The 23,425-nt window shown below is 42.1% G+C and carries 17 protein-coding genes; 9 read left to right on the top strand and 8 right to left on the bottom strand.

The features are described 5' to 3' along the window. Window positions 1–5: 5 nt before the first annotated feature. Complete coding sequence (locus tag AC1DU2_RS28550; RefSeq protein WP_477357151.1) at window positions 6–611, bottom strand: hypothetical protein; 606 nt, start codon at window positions 609–611, stop codon at window positions 6–8. Between the two features lie 775 nt (window positions 612–1,386). Between AC1DU2_RS28550 and AC1DU2_RS28545 the strand changes: the two genes are divergently transcribed. Next, a complete protein-coding gene (locus AC1DU2_RS28545) occupies window positions 1,387–3,639 on the top strand; it encodes a tetratricopeptide repeat protein (RefSeq protein WP_477388782.1) in 2,253 nt (750 codons plus the stop codon). 31 nt (window positions 3,640–3,670) lie between these two features. Then, complete coding sequence (locus AC1DU2_RS28540; RefSeq protein WP_477388780.1) at window positions 3,671–5,245, top strand: C1 family peptidase; 1,575 nt, start codon at window positions 3,671–3,673, stop codon at window positions 5,243–5,245. Window positions 5,246–5,545: 300 nt separating this feature from the next. On the opposite strand, the gene AC1DU2_RS28535 is transcribed toward AC1DU2_RS28540, so the two are convergent. The 3 genes from AC1DU2_RS28535 to AC1DU2_RS28525 all read right to left on the bottom strand — a co-directional run bounded on the left by AC1DU2_RS28535 (window position 5,546) and on the right by AC1DU2_RS28525 (window position 8,610). Then, window positions 5,546–5,908 carry a hypothetical protein gene (locus tag AC1DU2_RS28535; RefSeq protein ID WP_090644786.1) on the bottom strand — a complete coding sequence of 121 codons (363 nt, stop codon included), beginning with the start codon at window positions 5,906–5,908 and terminating at the stop codon, window positions 5,546–5,548. 92 nt (window positions 5,909–6,000) lie between these two features. Then, window positions 6,001–7,653, bottom strand: a complete 1,653-nt coding sequence (locus tag AC1DU2_RS28530; RefSeq protein ID WP_477388778.1) for a serine hydrolase domain-containing protein — start codon at window positions 7,651–7,653, stop codon at window positions 6,001–6,003. Between the two features lie 144 nt (window positions 7,654–7,797). Continuing rightward, window positions 7,798–8,610, bottom strand: coding sequence for a helix-turn-helix domain-containing protein (locus AC1DU2_RS28525; protein ID WP_477388776.1), 813 nt, complete (start codon window positions 8,608–8,610; stop codon window positions 7,798–7,800). Window positions 8,611–8,812: 202 nt separating this feature from the next. Here AC1DU2_RS28525 and AC1DU2_RS28520 point away from each other — a divergent pair, with 202 nt between their 5' ends. Continuing rightward, entirely contained in the window at window positions 8,813–9,106 is a 294-nt protein-coding gene (locus AC1DU2_RS28520) for a hypothetical protein (RefSeq protein WP_477357161.1), read from the top strand. 6 nt (window positions 9,107–9,112) lie between these two features. On the opposite strand, the gene AC1DU2_RS28515 is transcribed toward AC1DU2_RS28520, so the two are convergent. The 3 genes from AC1DU2_RS28515 to budA form a co-directional block, all read right to left on the bottom strand. Then, entirely contained in the window at window positions 9,113–10,354 is a 1,242-nt protein-coding gene (locus AC1DU2_RS28515) for a DUF3179 domain-containing (seleno)protein (protein ID WP_477388774.1), read from the bottom strand. Next, a complete protein-coding gene (locus AC1DU2_RS28510) occupies window positions 10,355–10,918 on the bottom strand; it encodes a carboxymuconolactone decarboxylase family protein (RefSeq protein WP_477388772.1) in 564 nt (187 codons plus the stop codon). Window positions 10,919–11,044: 126 nt separating this feature from the next. Next, on the bottom strand, window positions 11,045–11,854 hold the full coding sequence (gene budA, locus AC1DU2_RS28505) for an acetolactate decarboxylase (protein ID WP_477388770.1): 810 nt from the start codon (window positions 11,852–11,854) through the stop codon (window positions 11,045–11,047). 500 nt (window positions 11,855–12,354) lie between these two features. On the opposite strand from budA, the gene AC1DU2_RS28500 reads away from it, so the two are divergent. The 4 genes from AC1DU2_RS28500 (at window position 12,355) to AC1DU2_RS28485 (ending at window position 20,006) form a co-directional block, all read left to right on the top strand. After that, window positions 12,355–13,065, top strand: a complete 711-nt coding sequence (locus tag AC1DU2_RS28500) for a DsbA family oxidoreductase (protein ID WP_477388768.1) — start codon at window positions 12,355–12,357, stop codon at window positions 13,063–13,065. 229 nt (window positions 13,066–13,294) lie between these two features. Further along, window positions 13,295–13,945, top strand: coding sequence for a hypothetical protein (locus AC1DU2_RS28495; protein WP_477388766.1), 651 nt, complete (start codon window positions 13,295–13,297; stop codon window positions 13,943–13,945). Between the two features lie 224 nt (window positions 13,946–14,169). Continuing rightward, complete coding sequence (locus AC1DU2_RS28490; protein ID WP_477388764.1) at window positions 14,170–15,327, top strand: MFS transporter; 1,158 nt, start codon at window positions 14,170–14,172, stop codon at window positions 15,325–15,327. Between the two features lie 1,007 nt (window positions 15,328–16,334). After that, window positions 16,335–20,006: an ABC transporter permease gene (locus AC1DU2_RS28485; RefSeq protein ID WP_477388762.1), complete on the top strand. Its 3,672-nt coding sequence runs from the start codon at window positions 16,335–16,337 to the stop codon at window positions 20,004–20,006. A 753-nt stretch (window positions 20,007–20,759) separates the two neighbouring features. Here the strand turns inward: AC1DU2_RS28485 and AC1DU2_RS28480 are convergent. Then, entirely contained in the window at window positions 20,760–21,029 is a 270-nt protein-coding gene (locus AC1DU2_RS28480) for a hypothetical protein (protein WP_477388760.1), read from the bottom strand. 151 nt (window positions 21,030–21,180) lie between these two features. Between AC1DU2_RS28480 and AC1DU2_RS28475 the strand changes: the two genes are divergently transcribed. Next, complete coding sequence (locus tag AC1DU2_RS28475; RefSeq protein ID WP_477357182.1) at window positions 21,181–21,492, top strand: hypothetical protein; 312 nt, start codon at window positions 21,181–21,183, stop codon at window positions 21,490–21,492. Window positions 21,493–21,619: 127 nt separating this feature from the next. Beyond that, window positions 21,620–22,663, top strand: coding sequence for a sterol desaturase family protein (locus AC1DU2_RS28470; RefSeq protein WP_477388759.1), 1,044 nt, complete (start codon window positions 21,620–21,622; stop codon window positions 22,661–22,663). Window positions 22,664–23,425: the final 762 nt, after the last annotated feature.

Genomic DNA, 23,425 nt, shown 5'->3' with positions numbered 1-23,425 from the left:
GACGGTTAAAGCACGTCAAGTGGCGGGGCTATATACTTATTTTTCCAGTTTTGCAATATGGTTAACATGCTATTGTTTTTTTGAGCAGTTTCTACATCAACTTTCGGCGGCAGTTTTACAACCGCAGATGCTGCCTTTTGGCCGGCTATGGTAAAACTTTTCCTGGTTCCATCGGCGTATTTAACAAACTGAATATTTTTTGTTGCCATTTTCTCCGGATCTGCTGCACCGGGCAAGGTATATGTTACGGCTCCGCTTGCTTCGTCGGCCGTAATAATCCTGGCGTATATCTGTTTTCCTGCGGTTGTTAATATAGCATCGGTGTTAAAAGGTTCTTCATAATTATCCTTAGTATACCTTATTATGCTTATTTCTTTTTTCAAAATCAGTTTGGGCTTGCCTGCAAGATCGGTAGCCTCGTTGTATGCCACTGAGTCATCGCCAATTTCCTGCACCTTACAGGAAATTGCAACGCCCTTTACAGTATAAATTATAGCTTGTGCATTGGCAACGTGCGAACAGCAAAATATTGAAATGATTAACACCGCTTTAATCAATATCGGGAATGCCGATTGGCGATGAGTGAAAAGTTTTTGTAAAGGTTTAATCATATAATTAACTATTAGGAAATCAATTTGGCATTAGGTATCATAAATGTAATAATTAAATGCGCAATGAAAAATTATCAGCCCATTATTATCAATCATATTACTACTAATCAGTTTTTTACATAAAAATAAAAATAAATTTAACTTGTAAATTATTTAATAAACTTAAAACAACTACCAAATTGACTCGTTAGAAAAATAATAAATAATATATAACCTTAGTAGTGTCGATGTATGATCCGGCGGCCAGCTTTCCCATGATATCTCCCCAACTACGGCAAAAAAAATTAACTCTTGATTTAATATCGCCTAAAGTAATCAATGGCATATTATAAACAAATACCCATTTCATGGTATTCATTTACAATGTTTAATGCTTAAATTTGATGAGTTGGCGGACATGCTTTTTACGATTTGAGTTGCTATCCAAATTTGGAATTAAAGATTTTTTTTGAAGCTGATTCAATTCAACGGGAAGTTTTACCTGCTTTTTTTAAATATTTCAGCACAGATAAAAACTAAAATATTTGTAGTTATATTTAAAATATAAACGCAGCAAATTAGTTAGGTTGTACACAAGGATTGAGGCTAATAATTTAGAATACGTTGCCTGCTTTACTTTTAAATTCACTATATCGATAAATTACTACTAAACACCTAACCTTTAAATAATTATGAGCCATACTCCAGCTTGTTTTTTGCAAACTACACACCCGATCGACTTAAGCAAGAGTTAAATCGCACGTTATATTTTAATATATTGTAATTATTGTTATTTATGAAGAAACTTTTACTCGCGTTTGTTTTACTAATTTCAGCTATTACCCTAAATGCCCAGCAAACTGCCGAAAGTTATTTAAAGAGCGCTATAGACAAACAAAGCTCTGGAGATAATGAAGGAGCAATTGCCGATTGTACCAAAGCATTGTCTTTTGGGCAAAATATTGCTGATATAACCAATGTCAGAGCTTTATCGTTATTTAACCTTGGCCAGTATGAACAGGCCATTGAAGATTTTAACCGTACTATTCGCGTTTATCCTACCAACGCGCTGGCTTTTAACTACAGAGGCACATGCCGGTATATACTTGGTAAAACAGATAAAATGGATAAACAACAGCGGCAGGTGCTTGAGGCTATAAAAGATTTTTCCGCTGCTATCCGTATTTCGCCCAAATATGCGTCGGCTTATGCCAACCGCGGCAATGCAAAGGTGTGTGTACATTTATATAATGAGGCAATAAATGATTTTTCGGAGGCGATTTCTATCGACCCGGCCAACGCTACCTATTATAACAACCGTGCCTTTGCGCGCACTGTAGTGGGTAAAAACGTTGATGCTATAAATGATTGCAATACGGCGCTTCGGTTAGACCCTAAACTTGCGGCAGGCGCTTATCGTAATCGCGGTAACGCCGAGATAAAACTGGGAAAATATGAGGCAGCGATAGAAGATTGCAGCAAAGCCATTGGCCTCGACCTGCAAAATCCCAAAGCTTATAATTACCGGGGGTACGCCTATTATATGATGGGTAAGCATGAACTGGCTATAAAAGATGATGATACCAGTACCGATTATAAAGAGGACGATAGCGCCCCCTACTGGCAATACCGCGACGATGCCGAAGCTAAATTGAATAAACGAGGGGGGGCAATTGCCATAGCATCAAAGGTAACGGCAACGGTACCGGTTACTAAACCCACAGTCAACTCATCTTCAAGCAGTTCGCAGCCAACTACCCCGGCTACCACACCCGTTGCAACACCTTCGCCGGCAAAACCTGTTCCGGTAACCGAAACAGCGGCAATGAATGTGCCTGCTAATCCTGCACCCATAAAACAGGCAGAAACAGTCCAGCCACAACAACCGCCCGTTGTAAACCAAAGTACAATTGCACCGCCGGAAAACAATGCAAATAACACTTTTGTGAATTTTCAGTGGCTTAAGCCGGTTGACGACGTGAGCAGCCTGCCCAATGGTGTTTTAAAACCTTTTGACAGCAATGAAATCCAGATTAAAATAAAGGTAAATTCCAACGTGCCGCTTGATGCAAAGGAGTTTCACCTTTATATGAACAATGCCGATGTAAGCAACGGCAATAAAATGACAACCGCCAGTATCGAGGATTTAAAGCGCAAGGCAAATACTTATCAATACACCTATATAACCACCGTCAAGGTAGGGCTTGATACAAGCGTTATTAGGCTTGCATACAAAAATTACGCACCAAGCGATGACCTTACTGTTGTTTATCGTCCGCAGGATATAAGCCTGCACATACTGGCCATAGGTACCGAAGGGCAAAGCTTAAAATATCCCGAAAAAGATGCGACCGATTTTGCAAATATATTCAGCGAGCAAAAAGGCGCCGGCAAATTGTTTCATGATGTAAGTGCGAAAGTTTTGATAGGCGATGATGCCAAAGCTATAAATATGGCCAACGAAATTGGAATGTGGGCCGGCAAGCAATATAACGAGCGCGATGTACTCATGTTGTTTATCTCATCGCACGGATTAATTGAAAATGGGCACCTGGTAATTACCGGGTCGGACTATAAGGCCACCAATAGCAGGCAAACAACTATCGATTTTAAAAGCCAGGTGGTTGACCAACTGGAGGCACTGAATTGTAAGAAATTTATTTTTATCGATGCCTGCAACAGTGGTGCCGGGCTGGGCGATGGCGGCAAGGCGGCCTTACAGGACGTAACCGGCGAAATTAATAAGATGGCAACATCAGGCAACGGCATTACCATCATCAGCTCGAGCAGCAGCACCGAAAAAAGCTGGGAAGATGAAAGCTGGGGAAATGGCGCTTTTACCAGGGCAATAAAAGATGGCCTGCAGGACATGAAGGCCGACAAAGACGGCAATGGCTTTGTGACCATGAATGAATTGTTTGAGTATGTAAAAATCCGGGTGGCCGACCTGATAAGCCAGGCGGGTAAGAAAGACGAAAACGGTAACCCGGTTACGCAAACGCCCAAAATGGTAAATCCCCGGGGCGATGTTAGCATTTATATAAAATAGCCGGACTTGTCATCGATAAAAAGCACTTAAAATGAATAAGCAACCTGTACTTTTACTTGTATTTATCATATTAAACCTGGTTTGCTGTATCGGAGTGATGGCCCAGTCAAAAACCTTGGCACTTAAAACACGCGCCTTGCATTATGACTTAACACAGCCGGATATACGATACTCTGGTTTAAAAGCGAAGCAAGATACCTTGTTTAAAAACAGCGGGCAATTTGGGTTAATATTGGATGATACCTTATATAACAGCGCGCCACGGTTGGCCGTTGGCAGTAAATCGCCGGTTACAGCCCCGCAATTTTCGCTCAAAAACTACACCCCCTATCCTGGTAACCAGGGGCAGTGTAACTCCTGCGTGTGCTGGGCCGCCAGTTATGGTGCCCTTACCACCTCATGGGCTTACAAAAACAATATAACCGACAGGGCAAAAATTACCAGTGATGCCAAATCGCCAATGTTTGTATATGTACAAATAGCCAATAGCTGCGAGCGCGGGTCAAGGCTGAACGACGCATTAACCGTACTCAAAAAGCAGGGAGCGTGTTCCATAAACGATTTTAACCCGCAAACTTATTACACATCTGACAATCATTTGGGCGATATTGAACCTTTAAAGCCTGTGGCTTTGCCATACCGCATTAAAGATTTTGCAACGGTATTTCCCCTTAATTCCGATTCGGCTAAAAAGGTTGATGAAACCCGTTATAGCATTGCAAACCATCAACCAGTTGTTGCCGGCTTTCAGCTATATTCCAGCTTTTATGATGTAAATTCAACTAATTTCCTATGGTCGCCCAACCCCGCTGCCGAGCAAAAGCTGGCGTCGCATGCTATGTGCATAGTAGGCTACAACGATTACCTAAAAACCTTCGAGGTGATGAACAGCTGGGGCATAGGCTGGGGCAATGGCGGGTACTTTAATATCAGCTATAAAGATTTTGCCAGGCTTGCCAATTACGGCTACCAGGTAACGCTTGATGATCGGCCCACTCCCGATGCCGCGGTGAAAGTTGGCGGCGATTTCGCGATAGAACGCTTCCAATCATGGGACGATAAAAAGGATAAGCCTGTATTTGATGCCGTGAGTCCAAAGCTCGAGAATAACGAATATACACTGCATGCCGAATTTAGCAAAGGCGATTATTTACGCCTTTTTGCAAAAAATGTGAGCTCTAACTGTTATATCTATGTGTTCAGTATCGATCCTAATGGCAAGGGCGAGGTATTATACCCCTTCAGTAAAAATGAAGCTTTTAGCGCGGCACATGGCCTGAGTGGCAATGTAACCGAGGTGCCACGTATTTACGATAACGCGGTGTTGGAGATACCGGGCAACAATAAGGTTATTACCACGGATGTTAGCGGCCTTGATAATATGGTGATTTTATACAGCTACAACCAGATAGAAAACATAAGCGACATTGTTACCCAGGTAAAAGAAAGCGCCAAACCAATTATGATGGATAAACTTAAAGAAGTACTTGGTACCCGCCTGATGCCCCCCGGCAGCTTGCAATACCAGCCCGGAAAAATGAGTGTTACAGGTACGTCGAAAAGCGGCGATATCATCCCGATCATTTTAAAAGTTAACGTGAACTAAAATATTTCCACTACCTTGTTGCTTATGAAGGCTGCCTCAAAAGGGCAGTCTTTTTTTTGCGAAGAAGAAAAGTTAAGAATTCCCAATCCAGTGCAAGATTGTTTTACATCCGGAAGTATTAAGGGGGCGTTATATCTACCTCGTTTACAGTCTTAGGCAGGCTAAGCCTCACACATTGAAAATATAACAGATCATGCGTACCTTGTTTCAGCACATCATAGGCAAACCAATATAATGGCGAACTTTTTATGAGGTGCCGAAACAAGTTTCAACATGATTTTTCTTTTATTTGAAAAGTATTTATTTCTTTTCTTCAGCTCTTTTTAAAACGGCATGATTTTTTGAGCCGTTAATTTCCAGGTCAATAGCAGTTGAATCGCCGTAAAATTTGCCGGTATGAGCAATATCCATTCCGCTGGTAGCTATGCTGAATGAGAAAGTGGTACCATCTGTTTTACCATTGGTTAAAGGCACATCACCTTCGGGCGTTAAAGCCGTTCCTGTTAATTTGTCCCCTTCAATTTTAAAATTGTAAAGCAAGGGATACTCGGTGCCGCCAATGTCAATTTTTCCGGCCCATTTTCCGTTAAGGTCGGCAATGGCTGCAAGGCAAGCCATAAAGCAGCCAACCAATAATGCTGTAGTAAAAAACTTTCTTTTCATAATTTAATTTTGTTGATATCTAAGATAAGATGTTTTTTAAACACTTAAGTTACCAAATTATTATAAAAAAAATTAAGGGCCAATATTTTACACTACTTAGCCATTACCGCCTTCAAAATATAATTTTCCATGATTTTTTCAGGTTGCCATACCCTCCGGTTCCTGAAATTACCGGATGTAATGACTACGACCATTTGGTATTGCGGCACAATAAAAATGTATTGGCCACCCGCCCCACGGGCTTCAATGGTATTAATGGTTTGGCCGTTTACGTTATAATGGTAATGCCACCATAAAAACCCATACTCGTTTTTCTCATTGTGATTTTCAAGAACCAGGTATTTTTTAAATGATGCGTCAACCCAGCTTTTGTTGATGATCTGCCTGTTTTGCCATTTACCACCATCAGCATAAAGCAAACCAAATTTCAATAGATCGCGCGGGCGCAGCAGCATTCCACCTCCAAAATACGGGCGATGCAACGGATCGTCAAAAACTATATAGTTGGAAATGCCTAAGGGCTCAAAAAGGTTCCGATCTATAAAGAAATCGAGCGGTTGTTTTACAACAGTATCTAAAATTACACCCAACAAATACGGGTTAGCTGAACTATAATTGGCATGCGTCCCCGGATAATTGATCATCGGTGCCTCTACTACTGTTTTAAGCCAGTCGGCCGAGTTTTGGTATTCGTCTTCGGATGCTACAGATTTACGATCAATCCCGAAGTCTATCGCATCAAGGCCCGAACTCATGGTAAGCAGGTTGCCAATACTGATGGCTTGTTTCCTGGCATCGCCGTCGGCGGCGTGTTTGTGTTTTGCCGGTAAAAAACCAAACAGTTTTTGGGCCGTATCTTTCAGCAGTCCTTTATCCATGGCAATGCCCACAATTGCCGACGAGATACTTTTTGAGGCCGAACGGAGGTCATGCACCGTTGCTTCATCATAGCCATTAAAATATTGCTCATAAACCAGCTTTCCGTTACGGCTAATGAGCACACTATGCGTATTGGTGATTTTATTGGCGTTAATGCTATCTGCCATCAACTTTAAATAACGCACGCCAAAGCCGGCAGCTTTTAAACTATTTACAGGCAAGCCGTCCTGCATATCGGCCGGCACTTTACCATCAAATGGTATTTTGGGATTTCCGCCTGTTAAATCCCAATCATTAACCGACCGGCGCAATGAAACCGCAGCAATGGGCAAGCCGGCTATTGACGCCTGTAAGTTTATTGCATTCTTTAAAATTCTGCCATTAAACTTTAACCCGGTGCGATAATCTCCGAAATGAACACTATCACCTGTAAGCGTTAGCCCGCCACTGGCGAACCCCGAAAAACGGGGATCGCCCAGGAAAATATAAGCTTCGTATTTGGTTGAATCAGTATTTTCCACATCAATATAAAATTGAGGCTTCAGGTTGGGCACAAAAAGAATATTCCACCGGCCGGTATAAATATTTCCTGGTTGCTGTTTCAATACCAGGTGATAGCTCCACTGAACGGAACGGATGAAGAGCCGGATTTTCCCCTCCCCGATAATGCCCTTAACAGCAAGGTTGCTATCTATTTTGATATCAAATTTATTGGCCAATAAGCCAAATTTCTTTTGAATTGATTTCCCGGATGATGACAATTGAAAAGTATATGCATTAGCGCTCAACTTTTTTACTGATACATTGATGCTGAAATTCTCCGGATGATTTAGTAAGCCCTCCCAATGGCCTTCGTATGGTTTCATCCCAATCTGGGCTATGCAGCTACAATTGATTAGCAACAGAAATAACAACCCGGGTAACCTATTTTTTAAAAACTTGCCTGATAACATGATATATATTTTATACCACAATAGTAATGGCAATAATGCCGGCAAAATAGCACATTGTTAACGTGCGGTAATTATTTTTCGGTATTGCAATGGCGTAACCCCTACCGCCTGCTTAAAACTCCGGATAAAATGGCTCTGATCGGCAAAACCGCATTCATAGCCAACCTGGGTAAGTGAAACACCTGCTTTGGTTAATAACCCGGCCGCCTGTTCTATTCGTAGTTTTTTGAGGTAATCGCCAACAGTGGTATTAAAATATTTAGGGAAACAGCGCGATAAATGTACTGGGTGCACCTGCGCTATGGATGCCAGTGTATCCCAGGATAAAGCGGATATATCATTACTGTTTAAAACCTCTTTTATTTTTTTAACCCAGGTTGGCTGCCTAGCTGTTTCCCGGCATTTTTCATTGACTAACAAGCCAAAAACTTTAAAAAGCGATTCGCGGATTGAAAGCAGTTCGATACCCGCCGCGTATTTGGTTTCCATGGACATGCTGCGGAACAGCAGTTTGAAAACCGGGTTGTCTAGTTTCAGGCTGCCTTCTATCTGGCTTAAAGGCAATTGGTACTTGTCAAAAAAATTCTGCTCCAATTCAATATGAAAGCCACGGGTATAGCCGGGATATTTGGTATTGCAATGCGCATCCTGCCAGTTATGGAATAACAAAGTTCCGGCGCTGCATTCATAACTTTCTTTTTTGTTGGTTTCCTGCATGTTGCCGGTAAGCAAAAAAGTAAAGTACGGGTTTTGATGCGTATGCCAGTCAACCTTATCATGTGTATACTCGGTATCAGTAATGATAAGGTTATCCAAATGAATAGCCTTATTCTGGATCCCGAAATATTTTCCTTTTTCAAGCTGAAGCATATGGTTTATAGACGGCTGACAGGGAGAATTGTTACGAGGGTAAGAATTATTGAATTATTGAATTATTGAATTATTGAATTATAATCTATAGCAACCCCTCATTTTCAAATCTTCAAATTTTCAAATCCTCAAATCCACTTTCATCTGCACATCTGAAATCTAAAATCTGTACATCTACATTATTTGTTTATTTTTACCGCCGATGAAAAAAGTGGAAGTATTAAAGCTGATTGATCTGATTGAGGAGATTAAGAAACTGGACGAATTGATTACTCAAAGCCGCAAAAAAAAGACTTCTGACTTTGTGCTGAACCAGTATGAAGCTAAAAAAATAAAAATGATCGGTTCTATCATCAATGAACTGGCCAACCCTCCTATCCAGTCGATGGAAAGCTACCTGCTTATCCAAAAAATTCTGAACAAATATTACCCGAACATTGATAACGGCGACCTGCTAAACGATGGCGATGTAGCAAAAATTATTGCTGTTATTTAGGTTAAGCTAAAAACCAAAAATAACGGCCAAAGGCTCCTCACGTTCACCTTCTTTCCAGAATATGGTTTTGGGGTGAAAATGTTTCCACGAATGCCAATATTCCTGGTAGGCCTGCACTTTGATAAGCCGTTGGCCTTTTTGAGCCCCTGAAGTACATAAACCATCCCAATCCCAAACAGAGGCTGTTTCCTTGTCGGTAAGCTGATCGTTCTTATCAAGGTCGAAATGGAGTGTTTTGCCATTGAGTACGGTATTCCATACGTGATAGCTCAGGCTGTCCTTCTCGATGCCTATCAATAGCGAATTGTTGTTAAGTTCGTCATTCAATATCCGCTTGTGGAACATGTGCCGCCAGTCATAAGCTTTGGCCTGGCCGTTGATGATTACCCCGATAACCCAGCTTTTGCGGATTAACGAATCCTTATTTTTCAGCGTACTATCTTTATCTATGTACTGCACACGGTCATAATTTTTAAGATCGGCATAATCAGGAGCATACAACTTATCAGGCTGCATGATAAGCGATGTAGGGTGCTTTTGCAACCATGCTCCGAGAGTTAATTGCTCATAAGGCAATTCCTGTAAATGCTGACCTTTTAGTTTACCAACCGCGGCGTTACCGGTAGCCTGGTACCACCAGGTTTTGGTACTTTCGTCTTCAATAATGGCGTTATAATGCCTTGCCCCTACCAGCCTGAAATTTTGACGTATGCCATTCACAATTGGGTTATAAACTCTGCCCGTGCGGCACATGGTACAATAGGTAACCAAAACAGGCTGCTGGCCCACATTATCCTGTACTTTGTGATGATAGCCCAAATAAATAACCGGGTAAGCCTTGGCAACGCCATTGTTTACCACACCCACAACCAAATAATTTAAAGGCACTTTGTTTGATAATCCGTTGGCAAATTTAGCAGCCCCGGTTTCTTTAAACATGGTTTCGGCTTTGTACATATAATCGGTAATGTAAAAGCTGCCCAGGCAAAGTAGCAATACCACGGCTTTAACTATTTTACCTTTCTGCGTGTTTTTTGAGTAGAACTTAAAAAGGTACCAAATAATAAAAATTGCGCCTATCAAGCGTAACGGATTCACTATTTTTTCAAGGTAATAACATACTGTAATGGCATTCAAATCCTGGCTACCGGGAAAAGGCATCAGCAGGTAGGCATGTACCAGGCCCGGTACCACCAACAAAATAATCCCAATCCAAAATATTCCTGGTCTTTGTATATATTTCTTCATTTAATCTGCATTTAAGGCGGCGTACCTGTTTGCCGATGGCAGGTACCCATTTGTTTTTAAGATACCCGCCAAGCGATTGTAAAAAGCAGGTTCGGTTGGTGTTACGCTGGCCAATCCATCTACATAACGGTTATATAAGCTAAAAAGAGCGGCAATTAAAACAGTATCGTGTAACTCCAGGTCGGTAGCGCCGGCCTGTTTGGCCTTTGCAACCAATTCGGGGGTTACATTTTTGCCGTTTTGCTGCGTTTGGCGCGCAATTTCAAGCAAATGTTTCATTTTTTTGGTTACCGGGGCGTTGTCGGGGTCGTTTTTTACCTTTTCGGCAGTTTCGGTATCGCCTAACAAAACATCAGCGGCGGCGGTGTGGGCGTTGGTGCAAAAGCGGCATTGATTACCATTGCTTACCACGGTGGCAATTAATTCGCGCTCGCCTTCCGTCAGGGTCGATTCTCCCCGCAACAGGATTTGGGTAAGCTGCCGTATGGGCAAAGCTGTATCCTGCCTGTAATTAAGCAAACCGGTAATTCCGGGCAGGTTTTCGTCTAATGGGATATAAGGCATACCAGCTTTAATGTGTTTCGGGCGTTGCAGCCAGCTAATAAATTTAAATACAAGGTTTTATAATCGACCCTAATTTATCTAAAAAATTAATTAAACAACAATAAGCGGCAAAATTTATTCTGGTAACTACTGTTTCTTACCGTTTTCCACGCTCTTTATCTCTTCCTTGCGGTCTTTTTTAAAGTCGAAGTTATTAAAATCGGCAGTTTGGGGCAAATCCATGGTGTAGCTGGTAAGGGTATCAACTTCTATGGTAATATCAGTCGCGTCCAGGTCAATCAGGTGGCCGCCGGCGGTTTTATCCATCGACAGAAAATGAAAATGATACCCGCTGATATGCGCCCCCTCCATATACGCCGGAATACGGAAGCCAACAAGGTGGCCCTGTACGTTGGTATGTTCAAAAAAATGCTGCCTGTTTAGCATGGAGGCAAGCGGCAGGTAAGGCTTTTCAACCGGCGGGAAAGCCCTGGTTTTAACGAACTTAAATTTACCTTTAATATGGATGGCATAAATACCGTTTTGGTTGGTAAGCAAGCTATCCATCAGGGCGTAAAGCGCTGTTTTATTTAAGTTACCGGTATGCTTATACGTTTTTTTAGCCTTAAAAAAGCAAACTATTGCATAAGGTAGTTTACCTGTATCGGCAACCAAGGTCGTTTTACCTGTTGATCTTGTTTGGTATATCTTTCCATCCAGCATCAGCAGCTCGCCATCAAGGTGGCCGGGGGCGCCGAGGCCAAAATCGCCATGTTTTTCAAGTTGCTTATAGGGATACCAGTTATCATACAGGCCGCCTATAAAACCCGACGCAAAGCCGGCGCTGAACAGGTTATCGCCGGTACCGGCAGGTTTTGTTTTTTGCTGGGCGATGGCTGTGCTGCAGCATAAAATAAACAAGGATAATAAACAAGAAGAGGTATGACGCGTTTGCATTGATGGTGTAATTATTTCAGGGTATACAAAGCAATTGTTTTACTGCCGCTTATCCTAATTAAGTTTAGATTTTATTGACCGGCTAATCGCGTCCGGCCAGACCCATATCTATCCGCCTTGGATGCCGGATATCTTGTACCAAACGATTACTTTTCAAGTACTTTTAATACATATTTGGCATACTTTATTGATACTTTTACGCACTTTTGGCATACTTTTACAATACTTTTAAATACATGTTTTAATATTTAAATTACTTAAATACAGATATTTAAATAAACAAAACAACAAGTGGCGATTTGCTTTTTAAACAACCAGGGGCGATTATCTTTAAAAAGACAACCGCCCCTATCGCTCTATACAAATTTAACAAAAACCGGTTGCAAATACAAGTTCGGCAAGCATATAATTGCGTTGCCGGGCCACTTAAATTTTACTTTGCCCTTACGGTGATGCTAAACGCTTAGTTTAAATTTGTATAGCAAATAATTTAAAACACCATGATGAAAGTAGAGATCTGGAGCGATGTAATGTGCCCCTTTTGTTATATAGGCAAACGCCGGTTTGAAGAAGCTTTGGAACAATTTGAACATAAAGACCAGGTTGAAATTGAATGGAAAAGCTTTCAGCTTAACCCGGATATGAAAACCGACCCCAAGATTAACATTAGCCAGTACCTGGCCGATGCAAAAGGCTGGACGCTTGAATACGCCCAACAAATGAACAACCACGTAACCCAGATGGCGGCCGAAGTTGGCCTGACCTATGATTTCGACCGGTCGGTTGTTGCCAATAGTTTTAAAGCGCATCGTTTTAGCCACCTGGCTAAGAAGCATGGCCTGGGCGACAAAGCGGAAGAAGTGTTGTTTAAAGCTTACTTTACCGAGGGTTTAAATATTGATGATACCGATACCCTGGTAAACCTGGGCAGCGGCATTGGCCTTAATTCAGCCGAAATAAAACAAGTGCTGGAAAGCGATACTTATGCTGACGATGTGAAGTACGACATTGCCGAAGCGCAGCAACTGGGCATCAGGGGTGTTCCTTTTTTTGTGATGAATAACAAATATGGTGTATCGGGCGCGCAGGCGGTTCCCGTTTTCCAGGAGACTATAGAAAAATCATTTGCCGAATGGCAGCAGGAAAACAGCAAACCGGCGCTAACTATTATTGAAGGAGAATCGTGCGGACCGGATAGCGACTGCGCTTAATTACTGATTAATAGCTGTAAATCCGATATATTGTTTTTTTACGACAATATTTCATTTGATATAAATTTCAGAAGGTATAGGTTAAATAAATTTCGTTATTTAGCCTATACCTTTTTTTTAATCCCGCTTTATACAATTAGCGCGAAAAATAGTTTTAAACATTTTTAAATAAGGCGAAACAATATTATATTTAAAGCAGTAAAACGAATTGAAGATCAACGATGTATGTATGCGAAAAATATACTATAATTTATTTACCGGCTTATTTTTAATTGCTACTGTAAGCAGCTGTAGGCTTAGCGGCGACGTTATACCGGCTAATGCTGTCAAAATAGACACCACTGGTACTGGTACAGGTACAGGGACAGGAACGGGTACCGGCACAGGAACAGGTACTGGAACTGGAACTGGAACAGGAACGGGAACTGGAACTGGAACAGGTACCGGCACAGGAACAGGCAGTAGTGGAGATGTGGCTATTGGTCCGGTTGGTACTATATCGTACCAGGTGGATAGCGATCCTATCGTTACCTATAATACAAACACAGTGTTTGTTGTTTTTTTACCGACCGATCCGGGCGTGAGCCTGCTTTATCCAAACGGGGCTACACAAATTGGGATGCTTAACCCAAAAGACCTGAATACTTCTTTTACTTTGATTTTTACAGGCATAACACCAGGCACCTACGATATTTTCGCGGCAACTATTACCACACCAACCTTGCAGCTTACCGCCCAGGCAACAGGTAAGGCAAAAGCCACAATTTTAACGCATTCATCTAATACCAAGGGAACTGTACAAGGCACATTTAGCGGCGACGAGATGGACGCATCATTTAATACCCATCATGTTAAAGGGTCGTTTAACTTAAAACAGTAACCTTACCCAAACCAGTGTCATATTTGCAAGGCAGTTGTGTAAAAGCAACTGCTTTTTTATTTTCGAAAAAACAGGCCAAAGTAAAAAACGATTTAGCATTTTTATTTTCAAAAAAACAAGCTAAAGTAAAAAACGATTTAGCATTTTCATTGTGTCAATAAAACACCTATATTTGCATTAACATAACTAAGTGTAAAAAATACACTTAGTATAATAAAAGTAGAATGATAGATGCTCCCGCCCTACCGGTTTTAAATAACAAAAGAACACTGCGCATTGCGGTGGGCGCTATGTTTTTTATGGCCGGGCTAAGCTTTTCAAGCTGGGCGTCGCGTATAGCTACTGTGCAGCAAACCATGGGGCTATCCGATGCGGCACTTGGCGCTGTATTATTTTCGTTGCCCGTTGGCTTAATGGCATCGCTGCCATTTTCCGGCTGGGTTATTACCAAAATTGGCAGCCGCAGGTTACTCATCGGCGCATTGCTGGTTTATGCCTGTGCATTGGTTACGTTGGGCCTGGCCCAAAACACTTTTCAGCTTATTATTTGCCTGGTTTGTTTTGGCTTCAGCAGCAACGCGGTTAACATAGCTGTTAACACACAGGCCGTGGCTGCCGAAGAAATATACCAACGGCCCATATTGGCCTCTTTCCATGGTTTATGGAGCCTGGCTGGTTTTGTCGGCGGCGGCTTTGGCACGCTAATGATTGCATTTAAAATAGCGCCCGTATATCACTTTTTGTTTATGCTGCTGGTTATCATAACGGGGCTGGCTATATCTGCCCGTTATTTAAAAGATGATAAGGTAGCCAGCGCCGGGCCTGCTTTTGTTATGCCCGACAAATCGCTCATTAAATTAGGTATCATTGCATTTTGTTCGATGATATGCGAAGGGGCCATGTTTGACTGGAGCGTTATTTACTTCAAAAAAATTGTGCTTGCGCCTGCCGAGTGGGTGGGTATTGGTTTTACGGCTTTTATGTGTACCATGTTTATCGGGCGTTTTGTGGCCGATGGGTTTGCCCATAGGTATGGCTTAAAACGCACCTTACAGGTAAGCGGTGCCCTAACAGCTACCGGCCTTACTATCGCTGTAATTTTCCCTAATTTTTACACCGCCATATTCGGGTTCCTGTTAGTTGGCGCAGGTGTATCATCCGTTGTGCCCATGGTGTACAGCGCTGCCGGCAAATCAAAAACTATGCTGCCCGGCGTTGCTTTGGCTGCCGTATCAACTATAGGTTTCCTTGGCTTTTTTGTAGGTCCACCGGTTATCGGCTTTATTGCAGGCATCGCCACACTTCGGGCGTCATTTGTGCTTATAGCGCTCATGGGCCTTTCTGTTGTTTTGGTATCAACCAAAGCCAAACTGGATTCGTAGTGCGCACGCAAGTTTGTCGGAGACCCGAACTTGAGGTTATTAAATAAATCGGTACGAAATCTCGTAAACAGTTTTTCTATAATTCAGGAGCAGTTTTGAATCTTAAATTCCCTGTAACCATTACACCAACTCCGAGTAACAGCCCATTTAAAATAGTGATAAATTCCTGGCTATAAGGTAAAAACACACTTAGTCCGGGAGAATTATTGCGATGGATACCTGTAACATGTATCACCAATGATTCGAATAACCATCCGATGTTTGCTATAACCGATAACATGAATACCACATAGATTTTAAGTCGCAGTTTTTTAAAGAGCAGTAACAAGGGCATAATGATATTGGATACTAACATTAGCCAATACGCAAACCAATATGTTCCCGTCGCCCTTGCCCAAAAAGCTGTAGTATAGGTATCCCCGTGCCAGTGGAGGATAAAATAGATGAGGTAATATAACAGCGATAACATAGCATACCCCACTAAAATACAGGCAATAATATTGACGGCGTTTTGAATGTTTATCTCTCCTTTAAATAGCTTTCTGCTAACAATAATTACTAAAATGCTGATAAATATACCCTAATTACATAGTGACCAATAAAGTTAATAGCATCCAAAAAATATGTACCCATTTATTATTTAGTTCATTGGTTTTGAAGATAGAAAAAATATCAGCATAAATTTCATCATTAGATAGAAGGTGTAGACTTTGTAGTCCAAATGTATTTGTCTGAACCTGAATTACACGGATTTTTAGAATTTCCAGAATTTAAAAGCAAATTCTGGAAATTCTTTAATTCTATAAATTCCGGTTCAGACAAAATTTTGCGTCAGACTGATAGGTATACCGGCTATATACCCAGCCTACTACACAGCCTACTACACAGTCCAAAACCGGACGACCTAATGTCCGGTTTTGTTACAGCACACATATTTTATTTTATACAACTTTTATATTATCAACAAGTTATATGTTTGGAACAGCGATTGCGTTTAAATATTTGAATTGAATCCATACACATTCCATATCAGCCTGTTCGACCTGGTTTTCCTGGGAGCGATATTTATCGGGCTAACTTTTAGCTTGCAGTTAGGCTTGGCCAAAGGAGTTAACCGGGCTGCAAACCGGTTTATTGGCCTGGCCCTGGCAACTACCGTTTTGTGGATGGCCTGGGTATTGGGCGTCGACATCCGGCTGGATAGCTATATTCCCCGCTGGAGCTGGCTGCCGCTGCAATTTTCCATCGCGCTTGGCCCCCTTATCTATTTTTATGTACTTAAAATAGCCCGGCCCAAATATCAATTCCGGTGGAAGGATCTGCCGCATTTTAGTCCATGGTTGCTGCAACTGGCCGTTTGGATATTGGAGATCAGGGAGAGTATACATACTGGAGCAGCCACTTATGATACACTCATCTTTAGGCAACTGGGGCCGGTGCTGGACCTCGCAACCTTTATCTCTGTCACCTTATACTTGTATCTATCTTTCAGGCAGATAGAACGCTTTTACCAACAGCTGGAATTTAATACGGTGAATGACCGTTACCGATACCAATTGCGGTGGCTGCATCGCTTACTCACCATTTTTGGCCTGCTATGGCTATTGTGGATACCTTATATCGCCATAGATTATTTTTATTACCATCATCAGTTAGGCATACATGCTTACTATCCCTTGTATTTCTTATTAGCAGTAATGACCACCTGGCTTTCGGCAGTCGCTTTTTTCAGGCAGGGAACAAGTGTACCAGCCGAAACACCGGCCTTGTTTACCCCACCCCTTCCGGCCGAAATGAAGCAAAGGGGCACCTGGCTAAAAAAAGCCGTACAAGCAGGCCTGTATTACCAGGACCCGGAACTCAGCTTAAGCTCGCTGGCCGAAAAGCTTGAACTAAGCACCCATGAATTATCGCGCATCATCAATACCGCACTCAAAAAAAGCTTCAATGATTTTATCGGTGAATATCGTGTGGCAGCTGTTGTTCAAAAAATGCAGGATCCCGCTTATGACCATATCACCCTGCTGGGTATTGCATTTGAATCGGGCTTCAATTCTAAAACTACTTTTAACCGCACTTTTAAACAAATAACCGGGAAAAGCCCGGCCGAATATAAAAACCATCAGAAAAAAGAAGGCCCATCTTATAGTTTGGGGCGGTCGCCCCGCTTTGCGAAGGTAATTTCGTTCCAGGAAACCACCCCTGTGTGGTCTCCTCACAAATTAAATCGCAATTATATGTTCAAAAATTATTTTAAAATAGCCTGGCGTAATCTTACACGTAACAAAAGCTATGCGGCTATTAATATTATTGGTATGGCTGTTGGCATTGCCGTTTGCCTGGTAATTTTTATCATCATACAATACCAAACCAGCTTTGATGGTTTTCATGCGAAAAAAGACCGCACGTATAGGGTGTTAACCGAATACCATCACGCCGAATCGGCAAATATTACCTATGGGAAAGATGTCCCTTTTCCAATGCCATTGGGGTTAAAAACGGCCTTCCCCCAAATAGAATTGGCCCCGGTTTTTGCAAGCCAAAATGATCAGTTGATTACGCTTGATAATAATGGAAATACTGACCAGGTGTTTAAGGAGCGGCGCGGCGTATTTTACACCGATCCATCATTCTTTAAAATATTTGATTTTCCGCTGCTTGCAGGTTCATATGCTTCATTAAAAGACCCTAACAATGTACTGCTGACCAAAGAGGTTGCAGAAAAATATTTTGGCGACTGGAAAACGGCGATAGGTAAAACCATTAAGCTGCAGGGCGGCGGCTACATGTTTGAACACGGTACCGACGTATTGAAAGTGTCGGGCATACTTGCCACCATACCGGCGAATACCGATTTTCAGCTGAAGCTTGTGGTAGCCTTTGGAACCGGTTTTACCGGGAGTTACCTGGCAAAATCTACCGATTGGCTGAACACCGTACCCGACTTTGGTTGTTATGTTTTGTTGCCGCCCAATGTATCGGTCGAGAATTTCAACCAGCAATTACGGGCCTACTCACAAAAGGTACAATCGCCTGCCAACAAGGATAGCCATATTATACAGCCTATAAGCGCGGTGCATTATGATACGCAGGTGGGCAATTACAGCAACAGAACAATTAGTCATCAACTACTTAACGTATTGTGGCTAATAGCGGCATTTATCCTGTTAATTGCCTGCGTAAACTTTATCAACCTATCTACCGCGCAAGCTGTTAACCGGGCAAAAGAGGTTGGCGTGCGCAAGGTTTTGGGGAGCAGCGAAGCTCAATTGCAAACCCAGTTTATTATTGAAACATTTTTGATTGTTACCTGCGCCGTAATACTTGCAGCCTTGTTTACCATTTTGGCATTACCTTATGTAAGTGGATTGTTAGAGCTTTCGCTCTCTTTCAATATATTGAATAACCCCACAATTATTTTATTTCTGCTAACGGTAACAATTGTTGTAACCGCGCTCGCCGGTTTTTATCCATCTATCGTTTTATCACGCTTCAACCCGGTTAATGCTTTAAAGAGTAAGCTTACAGCAAGCCCGGCAAACGGAATTTCATTACGACGGGGGTTGGTGGTGTTTCAATTCATCATTGCGCAGGCACTCATTATCGGCACGCTGGTAATTGTAAAGCAAATGAACTATTTTATGGATCAGCCTTTAGGCTTTGATAAAGATGCCATTGTAAATGTTCCGTTCCGGGTAGATAGTCTTCGCATAAGCAGGCTGGATTATTTAAAGCAACAGTTATTGTTGGTAAATGGTGTGCAGGCGGTAAGTTACAGCTCAAACACGCCGGTTGAAGATGCTAATGATACCTGGAGCAGTATGCGGTTTAATCATGCCATCAAAGAAACAGATTTTAAGGCGATCACCAAATTTGCCGACGAGGGATATATACCGGCTTATAAATTAACGCTGATAGCCGGTCGAAATTTACAGCCTTCCCAAACAACAAGAGAATTTCTAGTAAATGAATCGCTCCTGAAAAGCTTAGAAATAAAAAAGCCGGAGGATATTTTGAACAAGGAGATAAGCATATGGGGCGATCAAATAAAATGCACTGTTGTTGGTGTGTTGAAGGATTTTAACGACAGATCATTTCGGCATGATCTGGCACCCTTGCTTGTTACTACAAACGTAACCATGTACAACCAGGTTGGGGTAAAACTGGCAACCACCAACATTGCGGCCACACTGCAGTCGGTTAAACAAATATTTGAGAAAACATTTCCCGATTTTGTTTACGAATACAAGTTTTTGGATGATAAAATTGCAGGTTTCTACAAACAGGAAAATCAGTTATCGGCTTTATATAAAATTTTTGCGGCTATAGCCATATTCCTTAGCTGCCTGGGCTTGTATGGTTTGGCTTCGTTTATGGCGGTGCAGCGGATAAAAGAGGTTGGTATCCGTAAAGTACTTGGCGCTACCGCGGGCAGTATAGTTTATTTGTTTTCAAAAGAATTTATCATGCTTATTACAATAGCCTTTGCTATTGCCGCACCCATTGCATGGTATTACATGCACCAATGGCTGCAAGCTTATGTTTACCGTATTGATATAAGCTGGTGGTTATTTGCGATAGGCGGCCTGGCGGCCATAATTATTGCGCTTATAACCGTAAGTTTCCAGGCCGTAAAAGCGGCAAAAGCAAACCCGGTGAAAAGTTTGAGGAGTGAATAATTTATTCAGCGCCTTATAATGACGCACTGGTAATCTATTGATTATCAAAGTTGTTTTTTTATTCAATCTATGCCATTGCGAGTATCTATCAGGTAAAATCTGAAAAAAATCGTTATGACGTGCTACGGATATAGTTAAACGAATGCATTAAACTACCGTCATTGCGAGGTACGAAGCAATCCCGAACTATGTGGGACTTAGCATGTAGGGGATTGCTTCGTGCCTTATAATGACTTGTTTTTAAGGTGTTGATTATCAATGATATTTTTTGGTTTCTAATGTACGAGATGCGATTAGACAACTCTTATATTTTGTTCCCCTCTCGAGAGGGGGCGGGATGGGAGGCGCGTAGGCAGGGGTGTGTTTGCACGCGTTTTATTGCGCGTGCATAAACACACCCCTCCGCCCCTCTCGAGAGGGGAATCGCACGTTTCCACCGCTTTTTTAAAGGATCCACAAAATATTATTGCGTCTGCAACCGCCCCACTTGCAACCATGTCATTAGTATTTTTTTCAGCCTAAGCTGGTGTCACTCGCAATGACGGATATGTGATGTTGACAGTCAGCGACTTACAGGCGCGTCATTATAAGGAACGAAGCAATCGCGAACTATGTATGGCGGACCTGCACAGTTCGCGATTGCCGCGCTGCGCTCGCAATGACATGGTTTTTGTGTTGCTCTAATGCCAACACGTCATCCCCATTTTCTTCAGGATCATCCTAATGGATACTCAATGATGGTCGTTTAGTACATCAAGCTTTATTCAAATCGGCATCACCCGGGTTTAGCAGGTAATCAAACTGCTCGTAACCGTTGTGGATAATAAATTTCAACCTTTCTTTCGGCCCTGCAATATCTAGGGCCATTAAAGCCAGTGTTTCGGGCAGGTTATCGCGTATTAGTTTCAAATCGGTAACGTGGGGCATTTCAATAAAAATATCATCTCCCTGTGCCTCAATCTTCCATCCGGGCAAGTTGGTATGGTGCAATACCGTTAGCCATTTTTGTTGATAAATATTCATAACTGTGTTTTTACCCCGCTTTTGGGTGCGGGTTTTTGATTTATATTGCTGTGCAAATAACATACACCTATGCATTCTGTTTTACATCAGTACGTCAAATCAAATCAATTTGGCCGCTAAACAAACTTTTAAAGCCCGCGTTATATAGTTTATGGAAAAAGTGATAACACGTATCTGGCACGGCCGCACAAAAGCCACCGATGCCGACATATACCTTAAATATGTTGAAGATACCGGCATCGCCGAATACAAAAACATAAAAGGCAACCTATCTGCCGAAATATGGCGAAAAACAGACGGCGATGTTTGCCATTTCTGGACGGTTACCAAATGGGATTCGTTTGAATCAATTAAGTTGTTTGCCGGCAAAGATTACGAAAAGGCCAGGTATTTTGAACAGGATGCCAATTACCTGCTGGAGTTTGAAGAGCACGTGCAGCACATGGAAGCCTTTGTTTACTAAACGCCACACCACAGGGCAAATTGTTACATGTTACAGCACCCAAATCTTTTCATTTTGTAAATCTATTTTTATAATATTGTAATGTATATACATTAACCTGCCGGTTATACCAATTATAAAAATTCAGATGAGTACTTTTTTCAATTACATACTTGATCTTTTTAAAGGCTTTTTTGGCTGGGGCAGCTGGGGTAGCTTAACCGACATTGTAAAATCCGGCAATTACAGCAGGCTGCTTACCTACGAAGGTTTCCAGGCTATTCTATTCCCCATTATGCCTTTTTTGCTGCTGCTCGAGATAATTCGCGGGGCGTTTTATAAACGTTTTAATGTTATCCATTATAAGCTGTCGTTTTTTTCGTTCGTTTTCAATTYCTTTATCGGCAGGTATTTTTCAATTGCCATGGTGGTGCTTTGTATAGGCCTGTTTGAAAAGTATGCCATTTTTAAAACGTCGTTCACCTGGTATTGGTTTATATATGGCTATATTGTTTGGGAGTTTGCGCACTTTTTGTACCACTATTTTGGTCATAAGGTAAGGTTGTTCTGGTGCCTGCACTCCACCCACCACGCGCCCGAAAGCATGAATATTGCCATCAGCAATGCGCACTTCTTTTTAGAGGCTCCGTATGCCGATTTTATCCGTACTACGGTTTGTATATTATTAGGCGTTAGCCCGCTTATGCTGGGCGTTATCATGTTTATTGATGGTTTCTGGGGCACGTTTATCCACATTGGCGAAAATGCGATGAAAGATGCCCGCCTGGGTTTCCTGAACAACATTATCCTTACGCCATCGCACCACCGGGTGCACCACGCCCGCAACGTAACCTATATGGATACCAATTTTTGCAACCTGCTCCCCATCTGGGACCGTGTTTTTGGCACCTACCAAAACGAAGACCGCAACATCCCGATAGAATATGGCATTAGCCGCCCCATGATCAAAAACAGCTTCCTGGATGCCTATTTTGGCGAAATAGTAGCTTTAGCCAAAGATGTGTACAAAGCCCCCGGTATCAAGAATAAATTCCTGTACATCGTAATGCCCCCCGGCTGGAGCCACACCGGCGATCATAAAATGACCACCGTTGTAAAGAAAAAATATTTTGAGGAACTGGAAAACCAGAAGATTGGAGAGAAGCAAAAAACTGAAAGTGTATTAATGTAATAGGGCGTAACCCCAACTGGTAGAAGTTGGGGTCGGGCTTTTTGCTCATACTGCACAGGCCTTAACCACATTGGCCGGTATACGCGCCAATCCCTTACGCAATCGTCTGAAGGAATGACATGCTAAGAGCGTTGTCATGCTGAGTGGTAAAATTTCGTGAAATTCTGAAGGAGGAATAACATCGTAAAAAAGGGCTGTCATGGTGAGCTTGTCGAACCATAGCGGGCAAAGGCCTCTCCGCACGAGTCTTCGACAAGCTCAGACTGACAGGTCCGCACACCTCGAAAACAAAATACGCCGTAGGTAAGCACAAAGCAATCCAGAACTATCCAAATCGGCCATGCATACAACGGGATTGCCACGCTATCGCTTATAACGGCATAACTTTAAGTCATTGATTACCAATACCAATTCCTGTCGAAGCTTTCGTCGTACCCAAATAGTCAGCAGAACAGCTTCGGGCGAAACAATGTGGAGCTGTGCGGTGGTAGGGCATAGGAAGTTTTTGCATGTGCGTTGGGAAAGCGCTTTGGGGCAAAATACTGGGAGCACCCTAATAGCTTTTCCATGCATAGTCGATGATTGCTTCGTGCGTCGATTTCTATGATCTATGCAACTAATTTAAGATAATTTTTTTCATACTTTCTGTTTTGGTTAACACAGGAGAAGATGCGCTGCACAAGTTTATTCCTGACCGCATTAATTACGCTCATTTTGTTCTTTTTTTCGACGTTGACTTTTCGTTCGTAGTAAAGCCTTAGT

Source organism: Mucilaginibacter sp. P4_C11, from assembly GCF_056402115.1.
The sequence above is the reverse complement of the archived record's forward strand: the minus strand, read 5'-3'. Positions and strand labels throughout refer to the sequence as shown.

What these genes read in the sequence shown, in the direction of transcription:
- AC1DU2_RS28550 (WP_477357151.1), bottom strand. Translation starts at nt 611, where the DNA reads ATGATTAAACCTTTACAAAAACTTTTCACTCATCGCCAATCGGCATTC.
- AC1DU2_RS28545 (WP_477388782.1), top strand. Translation starts at nt 1,387, where the DNA reads ATGAAGAAACTTTTACTCGCGTTTGTTTTACTAATTTCAGCTATTACC.
- AC1DU2_RS28540 (WP_477388780.1), top strand. Translation starts at nt 3,671, where the DNA reads ATGAATAAGCAACCTGTACTTTTACTTGTATTTATCATATTAAACCTG.
- AC1DU2_RS28535 (WP_090644786.1), bottom strand. Translation starts at nt 5,908, where the DNA reads ATGAAAAGAAAGTTTTTTACTACAGCATTATTGGTTGGCTGCTTTATG.
- AC1DU2_RS28530 (WP_477388778.1), bottom strand. Translation starts at nt 7,653, where the DNA reads ATGAAACCATACGAAGGCCATTGGGAGGGCTTACTAAATCATCCGGAG.
- AC1DU2_RS28525 (WP_477388776.1), bottom strand. Translation starts at nt 8,610, where the DNA reads ATGCTTCAGCTTGAAAAAGGAAAATATTTCGGGATCCAGAATAAGGCT.
- AC1DU2_RS28520 (WP_477357161.1), top strand. Translation starts at nt 8,813, where the DNA reads ATGAAAAAAGTGGAAGTATTAAAGCTGATTGATCTGATTGAGGAGATT.
- AC1DU2_RS28515 (WP_477388774.1), bottom strand. Translation starts at nt 10,354, where the DNA reads ATGAAGAAATATATACAAAGACCAGGAATATTTTGGATTGGGATTATT.
- AC1DU2_RS28510 (WP_477388772.1), bottom strand. Translation starts at nt 10,918, where the DNA reads ATGCCTTATATCCCATTAGACGAAAACCTGCCCGGAATTACCGGTTTG.
- budA (WP_477388770.1), bottom strand. Translation starts at nt 11,854, where the DNA reads ATGCAAACGCGTCATACCTCTTCTTGTTTATTATCCTTGTTTATTTTA.
- AC1DU2_RS28500 (WP_477388768.1), top strand. Translation starts at nt 12,355, where the DNA reads ATGATGAAAGTAGAGATCTGGAGCGATGTAATGTGCCCCTTTTGTTAT.
- AC1DU2_RS28495 (WP_477388766.1), top strand. Translation starts at nt 13,295, where the DNA reads ATGCGAAAAATATACTATAATTTATTTACCGGCTTATTTTTAATTGCT.
- AC1DU2_RS28490 (WP_477388764.1), top strand. Translation starts at nt 14,170, where the DNA reads ATGATAGATGCTCCCGCCCTACCGGTTTTAAATAACAAAAGAACACTG.
- AC1DU2_RS28480 (WP_477388760.1), bottom strand. Translation starts at nt 21,029, where the DNA reads ATGAATATTTATCAACAAAAATGGCTAACGGTATTGCACCATACCAAC.
- AC1DU2_RS28475 (WP_477357182.1), top strand. Translation starts at nt 21,181, where the DNA reads ATGGAAAAAGTGATAACACGTATCTGGCACGGCCGCACAAAAGCCACC.